Consider the following 19,397-nt stretch of genomic DNA (forward strand, 5'->3'; position numbering starts at 1 on the left):
AAAACTATATAAAAAAACTTAACGCGGTTCTTGTAATTGTGTAGTTTTTATATTATACTGACCGAGGTGTTTAGAGACCTTTGATATAGGCTTTAAGTATTTGCGGTAATCATCGGCAAACACTGATTATTACAGCAATAAATCGTTAAGATATACTACTTAAAGTGTATTTCAATGTTTATACTAAAATTTTTAAACTTAAAATAGGAAAAAATATGGCTCAAAAACCAAGTTTTTTAAAAAGAATAACGACCGCCTCGACCGTGGCTTTCGCTGCGGCTGCAATCGTCGGAACCGGAAGTACGGCTTTTGCGCAAGCTAGTAGAACGACAATAGCTGCTCCTGCTACTACTCTTGATGGTACAGGGTTTGATCAGACTGCTGCGCCAGCTGACTTACCAGTTCAATCTGCAGCTGGAGCTGTGCCCGGTGCAGTTATTACTGCTACTTTTAATGGAGCAATCAATTTTAATACCCCGAATGGTGATTTTAACGGTATACTTTTAAATACTGCGAACAATTTAGCTGTTACTATTACTAACAATACTCAGTTAGGGTTTATATCTAATCTTGGTAATGCTGCCAACGCCTTTAACTTCACTCCCGCTGCTAATCAATCACTTACCATAACAGGTCAAGGTATTACTGCTGCTAATGCTGCTTTAGCACAAAGCGCTGCTGGTGTTGCTGGATTTAATGGTAATGCTGCTATTAACAATAACGATATTAGTGGTCTTGGAAATTTTGATTTTGCTGCCGGAGGTATTACCCTTAATCTTAATTCTGCTGATGCTACAAAAGCTATGACTGCTACCAACTTTAAAGTTGCTAATGGTGCAGCAGATGGCGTTATTACCGTTAATAATAATGGTGCTACAGCAGGAAATCTTGATATATTAGAATTTAATGATGCAAGCGTTGCTACTACAAAAACTATCACTGTTGCTGCTGGCAGTGCTATCAGGTTTAATTCGACTCCAACGGCCGGTAATTCTTTAACACTTCAAGCTGTAGCAAATAGTACAATCGGTCTTACTAATGATGCTACCCTTATACTTAAGAGTAAAGCAGCGGCAGCTTTTAGTTTTGCCGTTGCTAATGGAACTCTTGGAGCAACTGGCGGAGATAATAACGGTGTAATCGTTTTTGATTCTTCTCTTGCTGGTGCAGCCGCTAACCTTACAAGTAATAAAGCAGGAAATGCAGTTGCGGTAGTTGGTACTAACAATACTACTAGAGCTCAAGGATTTATATTAAAAGGTATGGCAGCTAATGCTACCACTATTGATGGTCAAGTTTATGCTAAAGCTATTGAGTTACAAGGAGGACAACTTACTTTCGGTCAAGCAGTTGATGTTGGAGCTAATGGTACTACTAACTTTACTACAGCTGCTTCGCAAGCTACAATTAGTAAAACTTCAAATCTTGGTGCTGTAACTTTCGGTGCCTTTGCAGGTAACACTCTTACTGTAAATAGTACTGCAGATAACACAACTCTTACAGGTAACTTTACCGGGGATGCAACAGGCCTTAATGGTGCTAATTTTCCAACAATACTCTTTACCGGTGCAAATACTGCTAAGTTAGCTGCTGCCGATGCTACCCAGCCTGTAGCAACAAATATAAAAGCAATTGAAAATAACACAGCTGTAGCCGTAACATTAGGAGCAGGTGATTATACTACCGATCTTAACCTGTCAAATGTTGGTGGTAGCTTTATTCTTGCCGACGGTTTCGAGTTGACAGGTAATGTTAACGCAACAGCAGGAGCTAATGCTCTTCAAGCTGGAACACTTGTTGCTCAAGGAAATGCTACAATTAGCGGTGACATCGGCTTTAACGCCACTGCAGCTAAGAATCCTGTTCCTCTAGGTAATATTACCGTTGCTGATGTTGCGAATAAAGTCTTAACTCTTGGCGGAGCAAATATTATTGGTAGTAACGCTCCTGGTGCAAGTATTAATTTTGGAGCAAATGTTGGTGGTGTCGTTAAACTTACTAATGCTACACCTAATGGTAATATTAAAGTTAATTATAATTTAGTATTAGCAGCTGATGGTAAAGGTACAGTTGATGCAAGCACTTTAACACAAGGACAAACCTTAACTATTAGCGGTAAAATCGGTGCATTTGATGCTGCGGCACCTATTAAAAATGCAACTAACTCTCTTGCACAATTGGCTATAGGTGAAGGTAATCTAGTGTTAAGTGGCGGTGATGTGGCTATTAACAGTTTAGTTATGGGTGATAATTCAATAGTAACATTATCGCACAATACTTATAAAATTGTAACCACAACAGATACGCCAGGTAATGGTACAGTCATTATTAACCCAGATCAAGCTGATCCTAACAACATAACTACTCTTGCACCAGGAACACAATTAGGTAGCAATGGTTCTTTATTAAAAGCAATTAAATTCCAACTTGTTGGTGTTGCTAATGGTGCTACTGATGTTACATTAAATGTCGGCAAAGATGTTAATTTATATGCTACCAACATTACTACTGATACAAATAACAAGGGTTCATTCTTCTTTACCGGCGGTGGTACTAATATAGTTGGCGGTGCAATCGGTACTGCAGGTACCGGTTTATTTAACAACATTACCGTAGATGCCGATACCACCGTAACATTACAAGGAGCGTCGCTATTTAAAGGAATAACGACAATAAATAAAGGCGGTACATTACAATTAAGCGGTAACTATCAAACAGATAGTATTAATACAAGCGGTGCAGGTGAAGGAACTTTAGAGTTTACTAATACTAATACTATTAGCGTTAATCTTCAAAATACCGGTGCTGCTGCCAATAACTCTTTAGCGGCATTAAAAGTTTCCGGCGGTAATGTTACTATACTCCAAGCTGTTAACGGTAATCAGCTTGCTATGGAAGTGCCACAGCTTATTACTTTCAATAACAAAAATCTCGGAGCTTCTTCTATTTTGACTTTACCTGTAGGTATGGAACTTGACGGTATAAATATTACCAGTAATGCAGGTAGTACCAATTTACGTGCAGTTGCAGTAAGTGGAGCTGATAGTATTATAGCGGCTACTGAAGTAGTTGGTGGTAACGGTAATCCGGTAAGTATTATTTTAAATAGTAATAATGATATTGAAGTTCAAACACCGAATTTCTTTGGCGGCATTTTCACTAATAAAGATAAGCAAGGAACTGCAACATTTAACGTTGCAAACGGAGCCGGACAAGTTAACGGTTTAGGCGGCGCAACTCAAAAATTAAAAACAGTAACTTTTTCGACTAATACAATAAATACCGGTAATACTCGTGTATATGACTCTATAATTGAAGATGGTGTAACTTATACTGCAGGCGGTATTATTGATACTTCACTTCAGTTAGGAAGTACTGCCGGTACCGGTAATGTAGTCTTCTTAAACGGCGCGGATTTATTACCTACAACTACTATTAATGCATTAGTACCTAACAAAGGTAACGTAACATTCCAAGGAAGTGCTACAGTCGGTGATATAGCCGAATCAGGTACATCTGTTGCATTAGTAGAATTTACCGGTGCTAGCGGTTCAGTAGCCGGTTTACAAGGTGATATATATTCCAAAACTATTAATTTTAATGGATATAATCTAACTGTTTTGGATGAGCAAGTAGTGCTTAGCGGTGCTTCATCAGTAAACGGTCAAATTACCCTTGGAACTAATGAATTAGTATTTACGGGCGGTGCTTCTACATGGGGACCTAACACTTCTCTTAATACAACCTTGGCCGGCGGCGATCTCGGTCACATCGTGATCAACGGCGGAACTATTACGGCATCAGGTAATGTGTTAACTAACGTAACAATTAACGATCAAGATAGCGTAAATACACCTACTACCAAATACTTATTGATAGGAGGCGGGACTAACCTTACTCTGCCAAACGGTAATTCCGTTAGTTTAGACGGCACGACTTTCACTTCTAATCAAAGATTCTCTGATTATAGTATAATTCAAGATGCTACAAGTAAGGATTACTTCTTACAGCGTACGAATATTGCAGGGAAAGTAATAGCCGGTGATTTAGCGTCAAATACCCAATATAGTAACATTCCCGGTTTAGCTTCAAACGTTGGGGCAATTTTAAATCCTAATAATACGGGTGATGCGGAGAAGTTCCTTACTAATATAGGTAACTTAAATTCAGCGGATACCGCTCAAGCCATCGTAGCTCTTACTGCACAAGACACTAATAACCTTGCAGTAATGCAAGATATAGCTGCAGAGAATATCAGTGTTTTAGCTAACAGGGTACACGGAGTTAGATATCTTCACGGTCCTGCCGGAGCTCCTGAAGGCGTACTTGCAAGTCCTGAGGGCGGAGTAGTCGGAGCTGCCGATGATGCTGAGGATAATGTTAGTTACGGCGGTTGGGCTAAAGCTATATATAGTGATGCAACTCAGAAATCAAAAGGCGGTGTTGCCGGTTATAGTGCTAAAACTACCGGCGGTATCTTCGGTTTCGATACCATGGCTAATGATAACTTAATGATCGGTGCCGCTATCGGTGTTACAAAAACCGATATGAAGTATAAAAATTATAGAGCAGGCGATAAAAGCACAATTAACGGCTTCTCATTCTCTTTATACGGTGCGCAACAACTTGTTGATAATTTCTTCTTCCAAGGTGCAACAACATTTAGCACTAACCAGGTGAAGAACAAAAACAAACGTTACCTGGCAAATGATAGCGCTCAGAAAGTTACGGAAACTGCTAGTGCTAGTTATGATAACTTGACATATGCAGTTGAAGGAATGTTCGGTTACGATGCTAAAGTAATGGAAAATGTGTTACTTACTCCGATGGCCGGAATCAGATATATTAAATCATCTGATGAAAGTTATAAAGAAACCGGTACTACATTCCAGAACAAAAGCGTTACTAGCAAGTTTAGTGATAAGACGGATGTAATAGTCGGTGCTAGAGTTATCGGTGATTCTATGAATTTAAGTCAATTTATGTTCTATCCGGAAGCGCATGCTTTTGTTACTCACAAAGTAAGCGGTAAACTGGCTAAAATTCAGTCTAGCTTAGATGGACAAGTTACTCCGTTCATCGGTCAACCTGACAAAACTGATAAAACATCTTATAATTTAGGTTTAAGCGTAACTACAAGACCGGGTCCTCAAATGGAGTATGGAATTGGTTATGATGCAAACTTAGCAAGTAAGTATGTTGCTCATACTGGTACATTAAAAGTTCGCATAAACTTCTAATTACCGATCTATAGACTTTCCCAAATATATCTTTGGGATTCTAACGGAAGGCTCTCTTTGCAAAAAGAGAGCCTTTTTGTTTATGTACAGCGTCATCGCGATCGCTTGATACAAGCGAATTTTTCTGGATTCGCCTATGCTCACGTACTCTAGTACGGTAGCTTAGCTCACCTTTAAATTCATCTTGTCTAAATCTTTCTGAATTTAGCTGTATATTACTTCATGGATAATCTATGTGCCATTGTGAAAAGGCATTGCCCGCGTGGATACCGGAATCGTCATTGCGAGCAACCGGAGGCGTTGTTGCATGGATCAAAAAAAGTGCCGTATGTCATTCCCGTGCGATATTGTTGCGTGGATCGAAAATTAATAAAAACCCGTCATGGCGAAGCCACGAAGTGGCTGTGGCCATCCAGACTATCCCGAATATAATGAGGGATTTAATTAGAATACTAAACAAGTTTAGTATAAAAATATATTTATACTTAGATGGCCACGGCGCCAAGAGGCGCCTTACCATGACGGTTTGGGTATTCACGCAACAAGACCTTCCCGCGCAGGCGGGAATCTAGAAAAAACAAAAAAGTCATCCTGAATTTATTTCAGGATCTACTAAAAAGATGCGCAAAACTTGTTCAGCATGACAAAAAAAGCCTGGATTCCCGCCTTTAGCCATAACTGTCCGAAGTTAAAAAATTAAGATTATTAAATAGTACTTTTTTTGCCGTTAATGCTAAAAATACTACTATTTTGATATATAATAGAGTGAAAAACTCAAATAGTTTCTCTATTTATTTTTCAACTTCGGACAGTTATGGCCTTTAGCTAGAATGACAAGCGTTGTTGCATGGCTCAATATTTTTGCATAGCAATTCGGTGTCATACCGTGGCTTGACCCACTACTGTACGAACGTTTAAATAAAGAGGTAAAAATTCTGTCATTCCGTGGCTACGACCACGGAATCCAGCTTATAATATCATAAAAAGATTCAAAATAAGTCTAATATGGCTTTATTTTCCTGGATGCCGTGATCAAGTCACGGCATGACACAGCCTTTTTTCAACGTTCGTACAGTAGTGGGCTTGACCACGGTATCCAGAAAAAATCTTAGTCAAAGGCTGGATGCCGTGGTCAAGCCGGCGTTGTTGCATGGATCGAAAATTGCCATGAAAAGGGTGTCATTCCCGCGTAGGCGGGAATCCAGAAAGTTAATATGAGCAAATTAAATAGTAATTTATTATATAATTTTACTTATTTTAAGTATTTCTCCGGATTCCCGCCTACGCGGGAATGACACCGAGGGCGTTTTTAACCATCCATGCAACAACGCCGGTCAAGCCACGGCATGACACCATACTTATAATAATCATAATACAGAAAATTATGAGCCATGCAACAAGGCGGGAATGACATCGAAAATTCGAGCCATGCAACAACACCTTTTAAACTACAATCCTGCTAATTATATTTAATTTTATAATCAAGGGTGAAACCGCTTTTACCCTTGATTATTCAATATTTTAAACCGAACTATGGATAATTCTTATCCATAGTTCGCGTTGTCTAAGGTTGTAGTGTTTTAACGCGTATAAACTTAACTTGACGGTGCAACCTCCTTCATTACCGACTCACTTAACCGGACGATGCTTTGAGTTGCACAATGCTACTAAATATGGTATGTTGCCGCTTAAAATTAAAAATTATTAACTAGTACGGTTTTATTGGCTTAAAATAAGTAAAAAATCGGTAAGAAATTGGTTGTTAGAACTAGCTCATAATGATTGTAAAATAATAGAGTATTCATGGTGGGGACATGGGTGTCAACTTAAGGGCATTGCCCGCGTGGCTCAAAAACTCTACGTCATTGCGAGGAGGGACGCAGTCCCGACGTGGCAATCTAGTCTTTGTCATGCTGAACAAGTTTTGCGCATCTTTTTAGTAGATCCTGAAATAAATTCAGGATGACTTTTTTGTTTTTTCTGGATTCCCGCTTTTAGCTAGAATGACATACTGCCGCTTTATCGAGCCATGTAACAACGCCGGCGTGACCACGGTATCCAGTTAGGCTTTTTAATTTTTTCTGGATACCGTGGTCAAGCCCACTACTGTACGAACGTTTAAATAAAGAGGTAAAAATTCTGTCATTCCGTGGCTACGACCATGGAATCCAGCTTATAATATCATAAAAAGATTCTAAAATAAGTCTAATATGGCTTTATTTTCCTGGATGCCGTGATCAAGTCACGGCATGACACAGCCTTTTTTCAACGTTCGTACAGTAGTGGGTCAAGCCACGGTATGACAAGTTTTAAGCGATTTTAACCATCCACGCAACAACGCCGCATTTGTGCGGAGCGCGGCAATCCAGAAAATAATAGTCATCCTGAATTTATTTCAGGATATTTTTGTATTAGATGCTGAAACAAGTTCAGCATGACAAAGACTAGATTGCCGCGTCGGGACTACGTCCCTCCTCGCAATGACGTAGAGTTTTTGATCCGCGCAATGACGGACTTTATAGACCTTTATCGCTTAAATTTAACGCCTATACCTTAATAATCTTTGCTATACGAAGTAAGATCAAATTTAACAGCCGGTAAAATCGGTAGAGTTATTTTTTGTATTGAAGATAATCAAATGATTTTTCTAAGAATTCTTCCTCTTTAATCTATTACAACTTAACTTGACGGTACCTGATTGTGATATAGGAAAATATACTAGGGTATAATTAAGACAAATATCTAATCTAATTTAGTAAATAACAGTAAATTAAAATAAGAAAAAAATCATGAACAAGAATAAACAAATAATTCAGAAAATAATCAGAGCGGGATTAGTAACAATATCGGTATTGACGGTACTATCAGAGGCACAAGCATACCAGCCTAGTTCTTATAGCCGTGTTTCCGGGTCAGAGCGTATTAGCACACAAGGAGCAACAGCACTAATAGACCCGTTACCTGAATTAGATAGGCAGCCATTACTACGAGCAGTATCAAGACCAAGAACACCGGGCAGAAGGCCATCAAAATATTCCAAAGTGCAGCAGTTAAAGCAGGAGCAAAAAGACGGGACGCCTCAGGATGAGGATAACGAAGCTATCTTGACATGGGATGATAGCGATTATACTACTTTATTATATGGAGTAGATAGTGAGGTAGAAGATGTTAGGCTTAGCAATAAAATATTAGAGGATTGGGACGTAGATGATGATTCAAACCTTGACCGGGACGTCCTAGATTCGCTATGCCCTGCTCCGGCTTCAATCACCTATATTTTAGATAGTGTGTTACAAACTAATAAAGAAGCAGATGCCTTGCTATCTAGAGCATTGCCTAATAATAACGCGGATAATGCCCTAACTTTTGAAGATATAGAGCTTGTGCTACAAGAAATAGAGCAAATGGCTTTAGTTGAAGGGAATAATAGCTTATCGGTAGCCGGGGCATTAGAAACTAATGATGCATTGGATGATAATAGCGTTGCTTATGAAGATGAGAAAAAAATAGGAGTTACGGCGGTTATTAAAGAGTTTTTAGAGCAAACTAGTTTAGAAGAAGATTTAGAAAATGAAGAAAATAGTAAAAATAATGCTGCCAATCATGCCGATAATAGTATGACGCAGCAAATAGAGGAGCAAGTAAATAAGCCGTCAGATGAGCCTGTAGTAAAAGGAGCAGAACAAATACTAGCAAATGCCGGGATGTACCATGCAGAGCGGGCATCTATGGTGGTTAGAGGTCATAACCAATTAATTATGTCAGTTATTAATCAGAGAATGAATACAGATGCATCTAATAGGACGTTAGGAATAGTGGGAGCAGGAGATGAGACCTATAATCAGCACGGCATATGGGTAAGCCCTTTTATCGGTAATTCTGCGCAAAAATTCTCTGCTAGCATCAGTGATTATAAAAGTAAGAATAGTGGGGCAACGCTAGGCTATGATGGCTTTGTCAGTGATAATTTATTATTAGGGTACGCATATACTAGAGCTATAACTAAGATTAAATATAAGAATGAGAAGCTAGGAGATGAGAGCAAAGTAAGAAGTAATATTTACTCAATATACGGCTTATATAATGTTCCTAATAAGAATTGGTTTATCAGCGGCATAGGGTTATATGGGGATAGTATAGTTAAAAACTATGCGCAGAGAGCGGTAGTTATCGGAAATAAAATATCCGGTTATCAAACAGCTCATAGTAAACATAAGTCATATGTCTATACCGGTCAATTAATGGTCGGTTATAATTATATCTCGTCTTCTTCCGTGAGTTTCAAACCGATGATCGGTATGAGATATGACAAAATGCGTGATGCTAGCTATCAAGAAAGCGGTACGGATCATCAGAATTTGGCAGTTAAGGGTATTTCAGCAAGTTTAATAGAGGGGATAGTAGGGGTTAGAGGAGCAAAACACATTAATCTCGGTCATATGGTCATAACGCCGGAAATATATGGTTTTGTGCATCGTAATTTTAGAGATAAAGCATCGGCTATTGATGCGAGATTGTTTGGTATGGAGAACCCGCTGCCGAGTATGACATTAACGAGAGCTAAAACTAGTATTAATTTTGGTGGCGGCATAACTGCGAAATATAAGAGTTATGAATACGGCATTCACTATAATAGTAATATCGCCAATAAGTATTTAGCGCATCAAGCTAGTGTGAAGCTAAGGGTCAACTTCTAGATTTTGGGAACACCGTGGCGTTGTTGCATGGCTCAAAAATTGCTATATTTCGGTATTCTTTAAAAATGCCGCGGTGCCATGTCGTGGTCAAGCCTACTACTGTACGAACGTTGAAAAAAGGCTGTGTCATGCCGTGACTTGATCACGGCATCCAGGAAAATAAAGCCATATTAGACTTATTTTAGAATCTTTTTATGATATTATAAGCTGGATTCCGTGGTCGTAGCCACGGAATGACAGAATTTTTACCTCTTTATTTCAACGTTCGTACAGTAGTGGGTCAAGCCGGTGTTGTTGCGTGGATGGTTAAAAACGCCCAAAATTATAGAGAATAACAAATTAAATCATCCCAATTAAAATATATTGGGCTATTATTTGCTAATTACTGCAAAAGCAATACAAACAGGATAATCATCCGAAATAGATAGATGAATATTTACGGAAGTAAATTTTTCTAAGTAATTTGAGGCAAGCTCAACAAAAGGTTTCCCAAAGCTATCATTTAATATTATGATATCTTTAAAGCTTATTCCTCTACCGACTCCGGTACCGAGGGCTTTACTAATAGCCTCTTTTGCGGCAAAACGTTTTGCTAAAAAACCGGCATGTGCTTCTTCATTTAGTAAAGCAAGTTTTTTTAACTCGCTTACCGCTAGAATTCTTTTAGTAAAACGCTCTTTATATAAAGATAATATTTTTTCGATTCTAGGAATTTGTACTATATCTGTTCCAACGCCGACAATCATAAATATACTGCTCGTAAATGAAGAGTTAGTTTAATTTATTATTTTTCTACTTTTTTGATGTCATACGTTGATATGTAAGGCGTTGTTGCATGGCTACCGGAATCGTCATTGCGAGGAGGCATTTATGCCCACGTGAATCAAAAATTACTATATTTTGAGTATTTTTAAAAACGCGTCGGTGTCAAGCCACGGTATGACACCATACTTGTAATAACCATAATACGGTAAATTATGAGCCATGCAACAACGCCTATATGTAAGCCCAATCGTGATCAGCAAACAATGCAAGTAATACAGGATAATCACCGTCTCTATATTTAATATTTTCATTTATGAAATTCCTATTTTCTAATATTACAATATTTGTATTTATAAAGCAAGGATAGTATAAGCAAATGGCTTGCTCCCTGCTTATACTATTCTCTTTAAAAACTAATAAAAATATAAAATTTATACTAATAATTAAATATTACTTGGCTTTTTTAATTATATTAATATTATACTACCATGTTAATTAGTATTTTAAGAGTCACAATTATTTAACCAAGGAGTATAATATGAAAGAATTCATAGATTTTTTAGAAAAGAACGGATTTACCGCACAAGCTAATAGTTTAAAAAACGGCGCTACTGCTCTTGTCCTCAATAGTACAAATATAGGAGATGAAGGAGCTAAATCTATCGCCGAAGGGTTGAAAACTAATAACTCTATTACTACACTTTCTCTACACACTAATCAAATAGGAGCTGAGGGAGCTAAGGCTATCGGCGAAGGGTTGAAAACTAATAATTCTATTACTACACTTTCTCTAACCAATAATCAAATAGGAGATGAAGGAGCTAAGGCTATCGGCGAAAGGTTGAAAACTAATAACTCTATTACTACACTTTATCTACACAATAATCAAATAGGAGCTGAGGGAGCTAAGGCTATCTGCGAAGGGTTGAAAACTAATAATTCTATTACTCAACTTCATCTCTACTATAATCAAATAGGAGATGAAGGAGCTAAAGCTATCGGCGAAAGGTTGAAAACTAATAATTCTATTACAATGCTTTATCTAAGCAATAATCAAATAGGAGATGAAGGGGCGGAGGTTATAGGCGAAGGGTTGAAAGCTAATAATTCTATTACTACACTTAATCTAAAAGGTAATCAAATAGGAGATAAAGGAGCTAAGGCTATTGGTGAAAGACTTAAAACTAATAATTCTCTTACTCAGCTTAGTCTAGACTTTAATCAAATAGGAGATGAAGGAACTAAAGCTATTGCCGAAGGGCTGAAAACTAATAATTCTATTACTTACCTTAATCTTTACAATGATAAAATAGGAGAGGAAGGAGTTAAGGCTATTGCCGAAGGGTTGAAAACTAATAATTCTGTTACACAACTTTATCTTTACAATAATCAAATAGGAAATGAAATAACAAAGGAAATACAAGAATATTTACAAAGAAATACTAGAATTGCACAAGGAAATAACCCCCAGGCAGAAGAGTTAAACACTCAAGGTAATATTCTTGCTAATACAGGGGAATATAACACAGCAATAGAAAAATATAATGAAGCAATCACAATTGTTAAAAATCCTTTATATATCGCTAATAAAACAAATGCCGAAAAGAATTATGAGAAGCAAAAGGCAGACCTAGAAGCAAAAAAACAACAAGAAGAATTATTAGCTAAGCAACAAGCAGAATTAGAAGCAAAAAAACAAGCAGAGTTATTGGCTAAACAACAGGCAGAACTAGAAGCAAAAAAACAAGCAGAGTTATTGGCTAAACAACAGGCAGAATTAGAAGCAAAAAAACAACAAGCGGAGCTATTGGCTAAACAACAGGCAGAACTAGAAGCAAAAAAACAAGCAGAGTTATTGGCTAAGCAACAGGCAGAACTAGAGACAAAAAAACAAGCAGAGTTATTGGCTAAGCAACAAGCAGAATTAGAAGCAAAAAAACAAGCAGAGTTATTGGCTCAAATACAACAAGAGCAACAAAAAATAATTCAAGAAACGATGACATTAATAGCCGAAGGGAATGATAGGATAACAGAGGAAAGTGACAAAGGAATATTAATATTAGGCAAAACCGGAGCAGGTAAAAGTACCCTAGCTTACTACTTAGCTAAAGAAGAGCTAACTGTAGTTAAATATAGTGGGGGTTTTCGCTTACAACCTAAAAACGATAAAAACGGTATTATAGTTAATCACTCCATGAAATCAGAGACTAAAATTCCAGCTAAACTTATCGACACAAACGGTATAACAATTTGGGATTGTCCGGGTTTTATGGATACAAGAGAAATAGCGCAAGAAATTGCAAATGCTTTTTATATAAAACGATTATTTGAGACTAGCAAACAATTAAAATTTATTTTGGCAATACCGGATACACTATTAGAAGATAAATTTGACATTATTAAACCAATATTCTGAGGTGGTACCCTTTGTCTAGACAAATTTTTTAAATTTTAGAGGTGTAATTCTCCTTTATTAATGTATTGGTTTTTCAAAGTAAAGTTTGCATTTTCTATGTCATATAGCCTCTTGGTAATTTTCTAGTTTTTCTGCAAAATGTATCATTTTAGGTGTCTTATATTCAAGCGATTGATGAGGTCTTTGCTTATTATAAAATTCTATATAATCTCTGATAGCTATCTTTGCTTCACGTACCGTTTCAAGATCAAAACGATAAATCTTCTCTTGTTTCAAAGATCTCCAAAAACGTTCAATAAATACATTATCTAAGGCTCTGCCTTTGCCGTCCATACTAATAGCTATGCCTTGTTGCTCAAGTATTTGAGTAAAATCTTTTGATGTAAACTGTACTCCCTGATCCGTATTAAAAATGTCAGGCTTGCCATGTATAGATATTGCTTCATTTAGAGCTTCAATACAAAAATCATTTTCTAAACTAATCGACACCCGCCAACTCAAAATATAACGACTATACCAATCCATTATAGCAACCAAATATACAAAACCTTGCTTTAATCTTATGTAAGTAATATCTGCACAGTAAACTTGATTGGAGCAAACCACCTCTATATTATTTAATAGATATGGGTATACTTTATGAGCCTGATTCCTACGGCTTAAATTAATTTTTGGGTATACTGCTTCAATACCAAGTATTTTATAATATTTTCTTATCATCTTACGACTAACATTTAACCCTTCCGATTTTAAGACATGAGACATTCTTCTAGTACCATAATAGGGATGCTCTGTAAAAATCTCATCAATTCTGTTCAGTACTCTATACTCCTTATCATCTAAGGTATTCCTAGCTCGGTAATAGTAACTTGAGCGGTTTAAATCTAAAAGTTCGCATTGTCTTGCTATGGTTAATTTTGAAGCATAACTTATCATTTTTTTCCTAACCTCTAAATCCAAAGATACTAGATTTTTTTTTGAGCCAGTCTCTTTCAACTGTTAACTGGCCTATTTGCTCAAATAATGATTTAATTAAATCTTCTTGGCCGGTATCTTGTTGTTTAGATTTCGATTTAAATCCAGAAACCATAAAATCTAAAGCTTCTTTCTTCCATTTATAAATCTGATTAGCGTGAACACCATATTTGCTGGTAATTTGAGCTATAGTCATTTCTCCAGATATTGCTTCAATTGCTATTTTTGCTTTTTCTTCTGCGCTATATTTTTTAACTTGTTTTTTCATTTTTTGCTCCTTTTCCTAGGAGATATTATACCTACTTTTCTCTATTTTCTTGTCTAGTTTTTGGGTACCATTATATTCGATCAATTTAGTAAAACTTTTACTAATACTGAACCTTTAAAAAATAGTTTATCACTAATAGTCACAAAAGCAGATACTAATAAGAAAGTGATAGATATTCAAGAAACTCTTAACGAAATTTCCCAACAATATAAACTAACCCACCCTAAAATTTCTGAAATATTAGAGATTTTACGGGAATCCGTATACTCTTTTGTTCGTCCTACGGGTGAAGGAAACATACCAAATTCTGATTTATTGGAAGCCATTGAGGATAACACCGAATATGTAGATTTATCTACAACCCCTAATCTTGCTAATATATCTATTTCAGATGAAGCAGATAAATGTGCAAAAGTCTTGCTCCAAATTACTTATAACAATATTAATCAATTATTAGGAATTTTTACAAAAGCCATTAGTGATCCTAATAAATGTATGACAAGTATTAAAGGTAACACGTTTATAGATTCTTATAGCATTGTGGAATCTTTACCTAAATCATCAACTTCGGAAAAAAATGCTTCATTTAACAATTTACCTTTACACGGTTCTCTCGATCCATTTTTAAAGCTTGACCAAATTAAATCTTTACAAGAAAAATTGTTTGAAAATTTATCCAATAATAATTCAAATTCTACTCAAAATATTTTTCAAAACGTACTAAAAGTATTTGCAGAATTTGTAATAAATGATAATAAATTAAAGCAAAAAATACAAGACTATGACTATGTATTTAAACAACAAATAGATATTAATAAATGTTTTAGTGAAGTATGCGGAAATAAACCGGTATATAATATGGAGCAAGATTTACAGGAATGTAAAGAGAAGATAGAGGAGGCATTAAAAAGAGAAATCAAACTCCTAGAAGTAGAAGAGGGTAAAATAAATGCTGAAAACGGTGAGCCTGATATAGCTTATTACACAAAAGCCATCGAATATTTAGATATCTATAAAGATGATCAAAATTGTATTAAACAAAAAGCTAAGGCATATAAAAACTTAGGGCATATATATAATGATCAAAATAAGTATAAGGATGCGGCATTAAATTATGAAAAAGCCTTAGAATTAAATAAAGAACTACCGGATGTTTATGAGAAACTAGGAAATATATTATTTAACAATAAACAATATATAGAAGCTATAGAATGCTTTAAAATAGTAGACAAATCAATAAAGATTGAAAACTGTTTTAAAGAGGTTATTAAGTTAAATTCAGATGATCCAAATATTAGAATAGATAAAGGGGATTATTATTTTTCAATCGGTCGACATGATAAAGCGATGGGATGCTATACAGACGCTTTAAGTTTAAGCCAAGATGACAATAATCGCTTAGCCGCTAGCAAAAAAATAGATGGGTTATCCGAAATTATTGGAGTACCGATTAGGGGAGAAAAATATCATTATGAAAAGTTTAATTTCGATGCATTACATCAAGCTCTTTGTAAAATGACGGGACAAAAACAAAGTTTAGAATGTACCGAGTCAAATAACTTACTACTAGCTGCTAGTAACGACAATCATGAAGTACATATCAACGGTGGTATATTAGATTCACATATTTCATAATAACTTACATAAGTACATAAGAAATTTCGCTGTCCATAAAATTATAATATAATGGACAGCAGAAAAACCCCTAAAAATACTGTATATTAAATCATGAAATTATACTTAGTGGACGGCTTTGTTTACTAATAGATTTAATATACAGTATTAAATCTTTATTGTTAATAAGTTAGAAAAGCTAAATGAAAATATTAGCGAGTATAACGAAAAGGCAAAAGCAGATTCGTAATTTAACATAAAAATTTACCGGGGCATTTCCTGTTTTTTGGTGTCATTCTAGCTAAAGGCGGAAATCTAGGCTTTTCTTTGTCATGCTGAACTTGTTTCAGCATCTTTAGTAGATCCTGAAATAAATTCAGGATGACTATAATTTTTCTAGATTCCCGCTTTTAGCTAGAATGACATACGGCACTTTTTTAGAGCCATGCAACAACGCCCCTTTTTCAAGAATCGGTAAGCCTGAAGCCTTAAAGTATAATTTATCGGGCAATTGTCACGCAGAATAAACCATGAACATAGATTATGTATATACTATTAAAAATAAAACTATTTATATATTACAATGTAGATACCATTATTAAGCATGGTATGAATTACACATATTATAAAACTCTGTTATTTTCTCTTTCACGGCTATCGGATCATTCATTAAATTAATAGCTCCCCTAAATTCCGCCGAGTTAGGCAGACCGCTACTATACCAACCTATATGCTTTCGAGCAAGCGGCACGCCGGTATTATTGCCGTAATATTCTAGTAGTGCTTCATAATGCTCAATTATTACGTTAAGCTGTTCGGTTATAGAAGGAGGTGGGGTTTCTTCGCCTGTTTCAAGATAATGAGCGATTTGGGAAATAAGCCAAGGCTTGCCGTAAGCACCTCGCCCAATCATAACCCCATTTGCTCCCGATTGTTTTAAAGCCTCTTTAGCTTTGTCAAAACTATTAATATCACCGTTAGCAATAACCGGAATTTTTACCGCTTCTTTGACGTGTCTTATAAACTCCCAATCAGCACTGCCTGAATAAAACTGGCATCTTGTCCTGCCGTGGACGGTAATCATTTGAATTCCGGAGTCTTCGGCAATTTTTGCGAGTATCGGCGCATTTCTGGTTTGATCGTCCCAGCCTGTGCGCATCTTAACGGTTACCGGAACTTTTACCGCCTTAACGGTTGCTTCAAAAATTTTTGCCGCCAGTCCCTCATCTCTCATTAAAGCCGAACCGGAATAGCCGCCTACTACTTTCTTTGCCGGACAGCCAAAATTAAGGTCAATAATCTTAGCACCCATATCTTCGTTCATTTTTGCCGATTCCGCTATAACTTCAGGCTCGCAACCGGCAAGCTGAACGCATGCTCCGGTTTCGTCGTCATGAATGATTGCACATTTTTGCAAGGATTGCCGTGATTCTACAATCATTGCCCTACTTGCTACCATTTCAGAGATAACGAGTCCCACCTTAAATCTTCTGCCGAATTTTTTGACTAGCTTCCTAAAAGGTAAATCCGTAACGCCCGACATAGGCGCCAATATCACGTTAGAAGCTAGTGTTATATTACCGATTTTAATCATTTATACTACTCTTCTTTCAAGAATTGGAAACTGTCATACTGTGTTGTTGCATGAAATCCTCATTGCGAGCGACTGGAGGCGTTGTTCCATGGCTAATAATTTACCGTATTATGGTTATTATAAGTACGGTGTCATACCGAGGCCCCTCCCACGGTATCCAGAAAAATCTTAATAAAAAGACTAGGATACCGTGGTCAAGCCGGCTTTGTTGCATGGATGGTTAAAAACGCTCTCGGTGTCATTCTAGCTAAAGGCGGGAATCTAGGCTTTTCTTTGTCATGCTGAACTTGTTTCAGCATCTTTAGTAGATCCTGAAATAAATTCAGGATGACTATAATTTTTCTAGATTCCCGCTTTTAGCTAGAATGACATACGGCACTTTTTTAGAGCCATGCAACAACGCCATTGCCGCGCACTACTGTACGAACGTTGAAAAAAGGCTGTGTCATGCCGTGACTTGATCACGGCATCCAGGAAAATAAAGCCATATTAGACTTATTTTAGAATCTTTTTATGATATTATAAGCTGGACTGAAGTGGTCGTAGCCACGGAATGACAGAATTTTTACCTCTTTATTTAAACGTTCGTACAGTAGTGCATTGCCACCAGGGAATGGCATCCCAAGCACTTTTACCTATCCGTGTAACAAAACAAGCCCCCCTTACTTCTCCGACGATAACGTGGAGTAAATACCGTTTTCTTTTCTAATAATATCATATTGCCTTTGCGCTATTGAGTCGACAAAATGAATATTACCGGATAAGCCGATATAAGGTTGTCGGCTTTTCATTCTATTTAAAAATCTTTCAATGGCAAATTCTTCGCCGATATAGCTAGCGGTCACCTTGCCGAGATCATAGGCTAAGGCGTGCATAAAATTTATATGATTAATTCCGAGTTCCTTAGCTCTTTCAGGTACATTGCTATTAAGAATATTTAAAGAGCCGGTAAAATTAATATTAATATTCTCCGGATAATCGATATCAATACGATTATCGCCGATTAAAATAGCTTTTTTATCTAAATTATGTTTTCTTATGCTGCTTGCAACTAAATTTAAATTCTTTGGATCGTCCGATAAATAAATCACCGGTTTTGCCGCATCTTCTCTTTCATTGATGATATCGACGTTATCGGAAATAATCGCTGCCGCTTTTGCTATCGATTCAGGAGTATCAAGATAAAGTTCAGTGCGTACCAAAGTCGCGCTTTTCTGAATTAATATATTTTGTATTACTTGATTAACGGTTTGAGAATGCTTTCCTTCAGGTAAGAGAGCCATAAAATCCTTATAATTATTATTGCCGAAATAATTGATGATTCTAATTAACTGTTTTAAAGGCGCATGTCCGAAAACAAATAATTTTTCTTCCGCTAATGCCGGATTATTAGACATGGTGATTATAACAATGTCATTAGCTTTTGCTTTCTCGGCTATTAGCGAAGTAAAATTAGAATATAAAGGTCCAAGGATAATCTTAGTTTTGCGCTTTACTATCTTATCCATAGCGGCAAGCACGTTTTTTTCATCCGAGCCGTCATAAGAAGTAACGTGGATATAAGATTTTACCGCATCGCTAAGACCCATTTTAATTAAATCTTTATATTGCTTGCCGGCTACTCCATCTGCTCCGGTCGTCGGCATTAAAATTGCAATCTCAATTTCTTCTTTCACGGATTTTGGTTTTGTTACAGGTATATCTTCCTTAAAGCTTTGACAAGCCGATAAGTAAATTAAGCAAAAAAATGATAAAGTGATTCTCAGGTTCAGTGAAGATTTCTCAAATAATCTAATTATGGTTCTTTTTTGCTGCAAATTATAAGATT

Annotated in this window: 17 protein-coding genes; 9 read left to right on the forward strand and 8 right to left on the reverse strand. The window is 36.4% G+C overall.

Going from position 1 to position 19,397, the window contains the following annotated elements; all coding sequences use genetic code 11:
* Positions 1–215: 215 nt before the first annotated feature.
* From AAHM91_RS02445 to AAHM91_RS02460, 3 genes are all read left to right on the forward strand, one after another.
* Positions 216–5,240 (forward strand): autotransporter outer membrane beta-barrel domain-containing protein, encoded by a 5,025-nt coding sequence (locus AAHM91_RS02445; protein ID WP_342269747.1) that lies wholly within the window; start codon positions 216–218, stop codon positions 5,238–5,240.
* A 254-nt stretch (positions 5,241–5,494) separates the two neighbouring features.
* Complete coding sequence (locus AAHM91_RS02455) at positions 5,495–5,812, forward strand: hypothetical protein (protein ID WP_342269748.1); 318 nt, start codon at positions 5,495–5,497, stop codon at positions 5,810–5,812.
* A gap of 472 nt (positions 5,813–6,284) precedes the next feature.
* Positions 6,285–6,458, forward strand: coding sequence for a hypothetical protein (locus AAHM91_RS02460; RefSeq protein WP_342269749.1), 174 nt, complete (start codon positions 6,285–6,287; stop codon positions 6,456–6,458).
* Between the two features lie 63 nt (positions 6,459–6,521).
* Here the strand turns inward: AAHM91_RS02460 and AAHM91_RS02465 are convergent, their stop codons facing one another.
* The gene (locus tag AAHM91_RS02465; RefSeq protein WP_342269750.1) at positions 6,522–6,674 is read right to left on the reverse strand and encodes a hypothetical protein; all 153 of its coding nucleotides are present in this window, start codon (positions 6,672–6,674) and stop codon (positions 6,522–6,524) included.
* A 325-nt stretch (positions 6,675–6,999) separates the two neighbouring features.
* Between AAHM91_RS02465 and AAHM91_RS02470 the strand changes: the two genes are divergently transcribed.
* From AAHM91_RS02470 to AAHM91_RS02480, 3 genes are all read left to right on the forward strand, one after another.
* Entirely contained in the window at positions 7,000–7,206 is a 207-nt protein-coding gene (locus tag AAHM91_RS02470) for a hypothetical protein (RefSeq protein WP_342269751.1), read from the forward strand.
* 468 nt (positions 7,207–7,674) lie between these two features.
* On the forward strand, positions 7,675–7,797 hold the full coding sequence (locus AAHM91_RS02475) for a hypothetical protein (RefSeq protein ID WP_341793068.1): 123 nt from the start codon (positions 7,675–7,677) through the stop codon (positions 7,795–7,797).
* 232 nt (positions 7,798–8,029) lie between these two features.
* Positions 8,030–9,937, forward strand: coding sequence for an autotransporter outer membrane beta-barrel domain-containing protein (locus AAHM91_RS02480; RefSeq protein ID WP_342269752.1), 1,908 nt, complete (start codon positions 8,030–8,032; stop codon positions 9,935–9,937).
* Here the strand turns inward: AAHM91_RS02480 and AAHM91_RS02485 are convergent.
* Together AAHM91_RS02485 and acpS are read right to left on the reverse strand one after the other, a co-directional pair.
* Positions 9,927–10,067: a hypothetical protein gene (locus tag AAHM91_RS02485; protein ID WP_341793070.1), complete on the reverse strand. Its 141-nt coding sequence runs from the start codon at positions 10,065–10,067 to the stop codon at positions 9,927–9,929. The genes AAHM91_RS02480 and AAHM91_RS02485 overlap by 11 nt on opposite strands.
* A 241-nt stretch (positions 10,068–10,308) precedes the next feature.
* Entirely contained in the window at positions 10,309–10,683 is a 375-nt protein-coding gene (gene acpS / locus AAHM91_RS02490; protein ID WP_253308494.1) for a holo-ACP synthase, read from the reverse strand.
* Between the two features lie 557 nt (positions 10,684–11,240).
* Between acpS and AAHM91_RS02495 the strand changes: the two genes are divergently transcribed.
* The gene (locus AAHM91_RS02495) at positions 11,241–13,118 is read left to right on the forward strand and encodes a hypothetical protein (RefSeq protein WP_342269753.1); all 1,878 of its coding nucleotides are present in this window, start codon (positions 11,241–11,243) and stop codon (positions 13,116–13,118) included.
* A gap of 99 nt (positions 13,119–13,217) precedes the next feature.
* On the opposite strand, the gene AAHM91_RS02500 is transcribed toward AAHM91_RS02495, so the two are convergent.
* Both AAHM91_RS02500 and AAHM91_RS02505 read right to left on the reverse strand, forming a co-directional pair.
* Positions 13,218–14,054, reverse strand: coding sequence for an IS3 family transposase (locus AAHM91_RS02500; RefSeq protein ID WP_342269489.1), 837 nt, complete (start codon positions 14,052–14,054; stop codon positions 13,218–13,220).
* 7 nt (positions 14,055–14,061) lie between these two features.
* Positions 14,062–14,361 carry a transposase gene (locus AAHM91_RS02505; RefSeq protein ID WP_045812944.1) on the reverse strand — a complete coding sequence of 100 codons (300 nt, stop codon included), beginning with the start codon at positions 14,359–14,361 and terminating at the stop codon, positions 14,062–14,064.
* Between the two features lie 60 nt (positions 14,362–14,421).
* On the opposite strand from AAHM91_RS02505, the gene AAHM91_RS02510 reads away from it, so the two are divergent.
* Positions 14,422–15,996, forward strand: a complete 1,575-nt coding sequence (locus tag AAHM91_RS02510; protein ID WP_342269754.1) for a tetratricopeptide repeat protein — start codon at positions 14,422–14,424, stop codon at positions 15,994–15,996.
* Between the two features lie 364 nt (positions 15,997–16,360).
* Here AAHM91_RS02510 and AAHM91_RS02515 read toward each other — a convergent pair whose 3' ends face one another.
* On the reverse strand, positions 16,361–16,486 hold the full coding sequence (locus AAHM91_RS02515) for a hypothetical protein (RefSeq protein ID WP_342269755.1): 126 nt from the start codon (positions 16,484–16,486) through the stop codon (positions 16,361–16,363).
* An 87-nt stretch (positions 16,487–16,573) separates the two neighbouring features.
* Positions 16,574–17,569 (reverse strand): tRNA dihydrouridine synthase DusB, encoded by a 996-nt coding sequence (gene dusB / locus AAHM91_RS02520; protein ID WP_253308492.1) that lies wholly within the window; start codon positions 17,567–17,569, stop codon positions 16,574–16,576.
* 50 nt (positions 17,570–17,619) lie between these two features.
* On the opposite strand from dusB, the gene AAHM91_RS02525 reads away from it, so the two are divergent.
* Complete coding sequence (locus AAHM91_RS02525; RefSeq protein WP_342269756.1) at positions 17,620–17,793, forward strand: hypothetical protein; 174 nt, start codon at positions 17,620–17,622, stop codon at positions 17,791–17,793.
* Positions 17,794–18,231: 438 nt separating this feature from the next.
* Here AAHM91_RS02525 and AAHM91_RS02530 read toward each other — a convergent pair whose 3' ends face one another.
* Positions 18,232–19,341 (reverse strand): penicillin-binding protein activator, encoded by a 1,110-nt coding sequence (locus AAHM91_RS02530; protein ID WP_253310117.1) that lies wholly within the window; start codon positions 19,339–19,341, stop codon positions 18,232–18,234.
* Positions 19,342–19,397: the final 56 nt, after the last annotated feature.

It is taken from the genome of Rickettsia endosymbiont of Orchestes rusci (assembly GCF_964030945.1).
Taxonomy (GTDB): domain Bacteria; phylum Pseudomonadota; class Alphaproteobacteria; order Rickettsiales; family Rickettsiaceae; genus Rickettsia.

Coding starts and splice junctions, on each gene's coding strand:
- AAHM91_RS02475 (WP_341793068.1), top strand. CDS start 7,675: ATGACAAAGACTAGATTGCCGCGTCGGGACTACGTCCCTCCTCGCAAT.
- AAHM91_RS02485 (WP_341793070.1), bottom strand. CDS start 10,067: ATGACACAGCCTTTTTTCAACGTTCGTACAGTAGTAGGCTTGACCACG.
- dusB (WP_253308492.1), bottom strand. CDS start 17,569: ATGATTAAAATCGGTAATATAACACTAGCTTCTAACGTGATATTGGCG.
- AAHM91_RS02445 (WP_342269747.1), top strand. CDS start 216: ATGGCTCAAAAACCAAGTTTTTTAAAAAGAATAACGACCGCCTCGACC.
- AAHM91_RS02495 (WP_342269753.1), top strand. CDS start 11,241: ATGAAAGAATTCATAGATTTTTTAGAAAAGAACGGATTTACCGCACAA.
- AAHM91_RS02505 (WP_045812944.1), bottom strand. CDS start 14,361: ATGAAAAAACAAGTTAAAAAATATAGCGCAGAAGAAAAAGCAAAAATA.
- AAHM91_RS02480 (WP_342269752.1), top strand. CDS start 8,030: ATGAACAAGAATAAACAAATAATTCAGAAAATAATCAGAGCGGGATTA.
- acpS (WP_253308494.1), bottom strand. CDS start 10,683: ATGATTGTCGGCGTTGGAACAGATATAGTACAAATTCCTAGAATCGAA.
- AAHM91_RS02500 (WP_342269489.1), bottom strand. CDS start 14,054: ATGATAAGTTATGCTTCAAAATTAACCATAGCAAGACAATGCGAACTT.
- AAHM91_RS02460 (WP_342269749.1), top strand. CDS start 6,285: ATGACACAGCCTTTTTTCAACGTTCGTACAGTAGTGGGCTTGACCACG.
- AAHM91_RS02525 (WP_342269756.1), top strand. CDS start 17,620: ATGAAATCCTCATTGCGAGCGACTGGAGGCGTTGTTCCATGGCTAATA.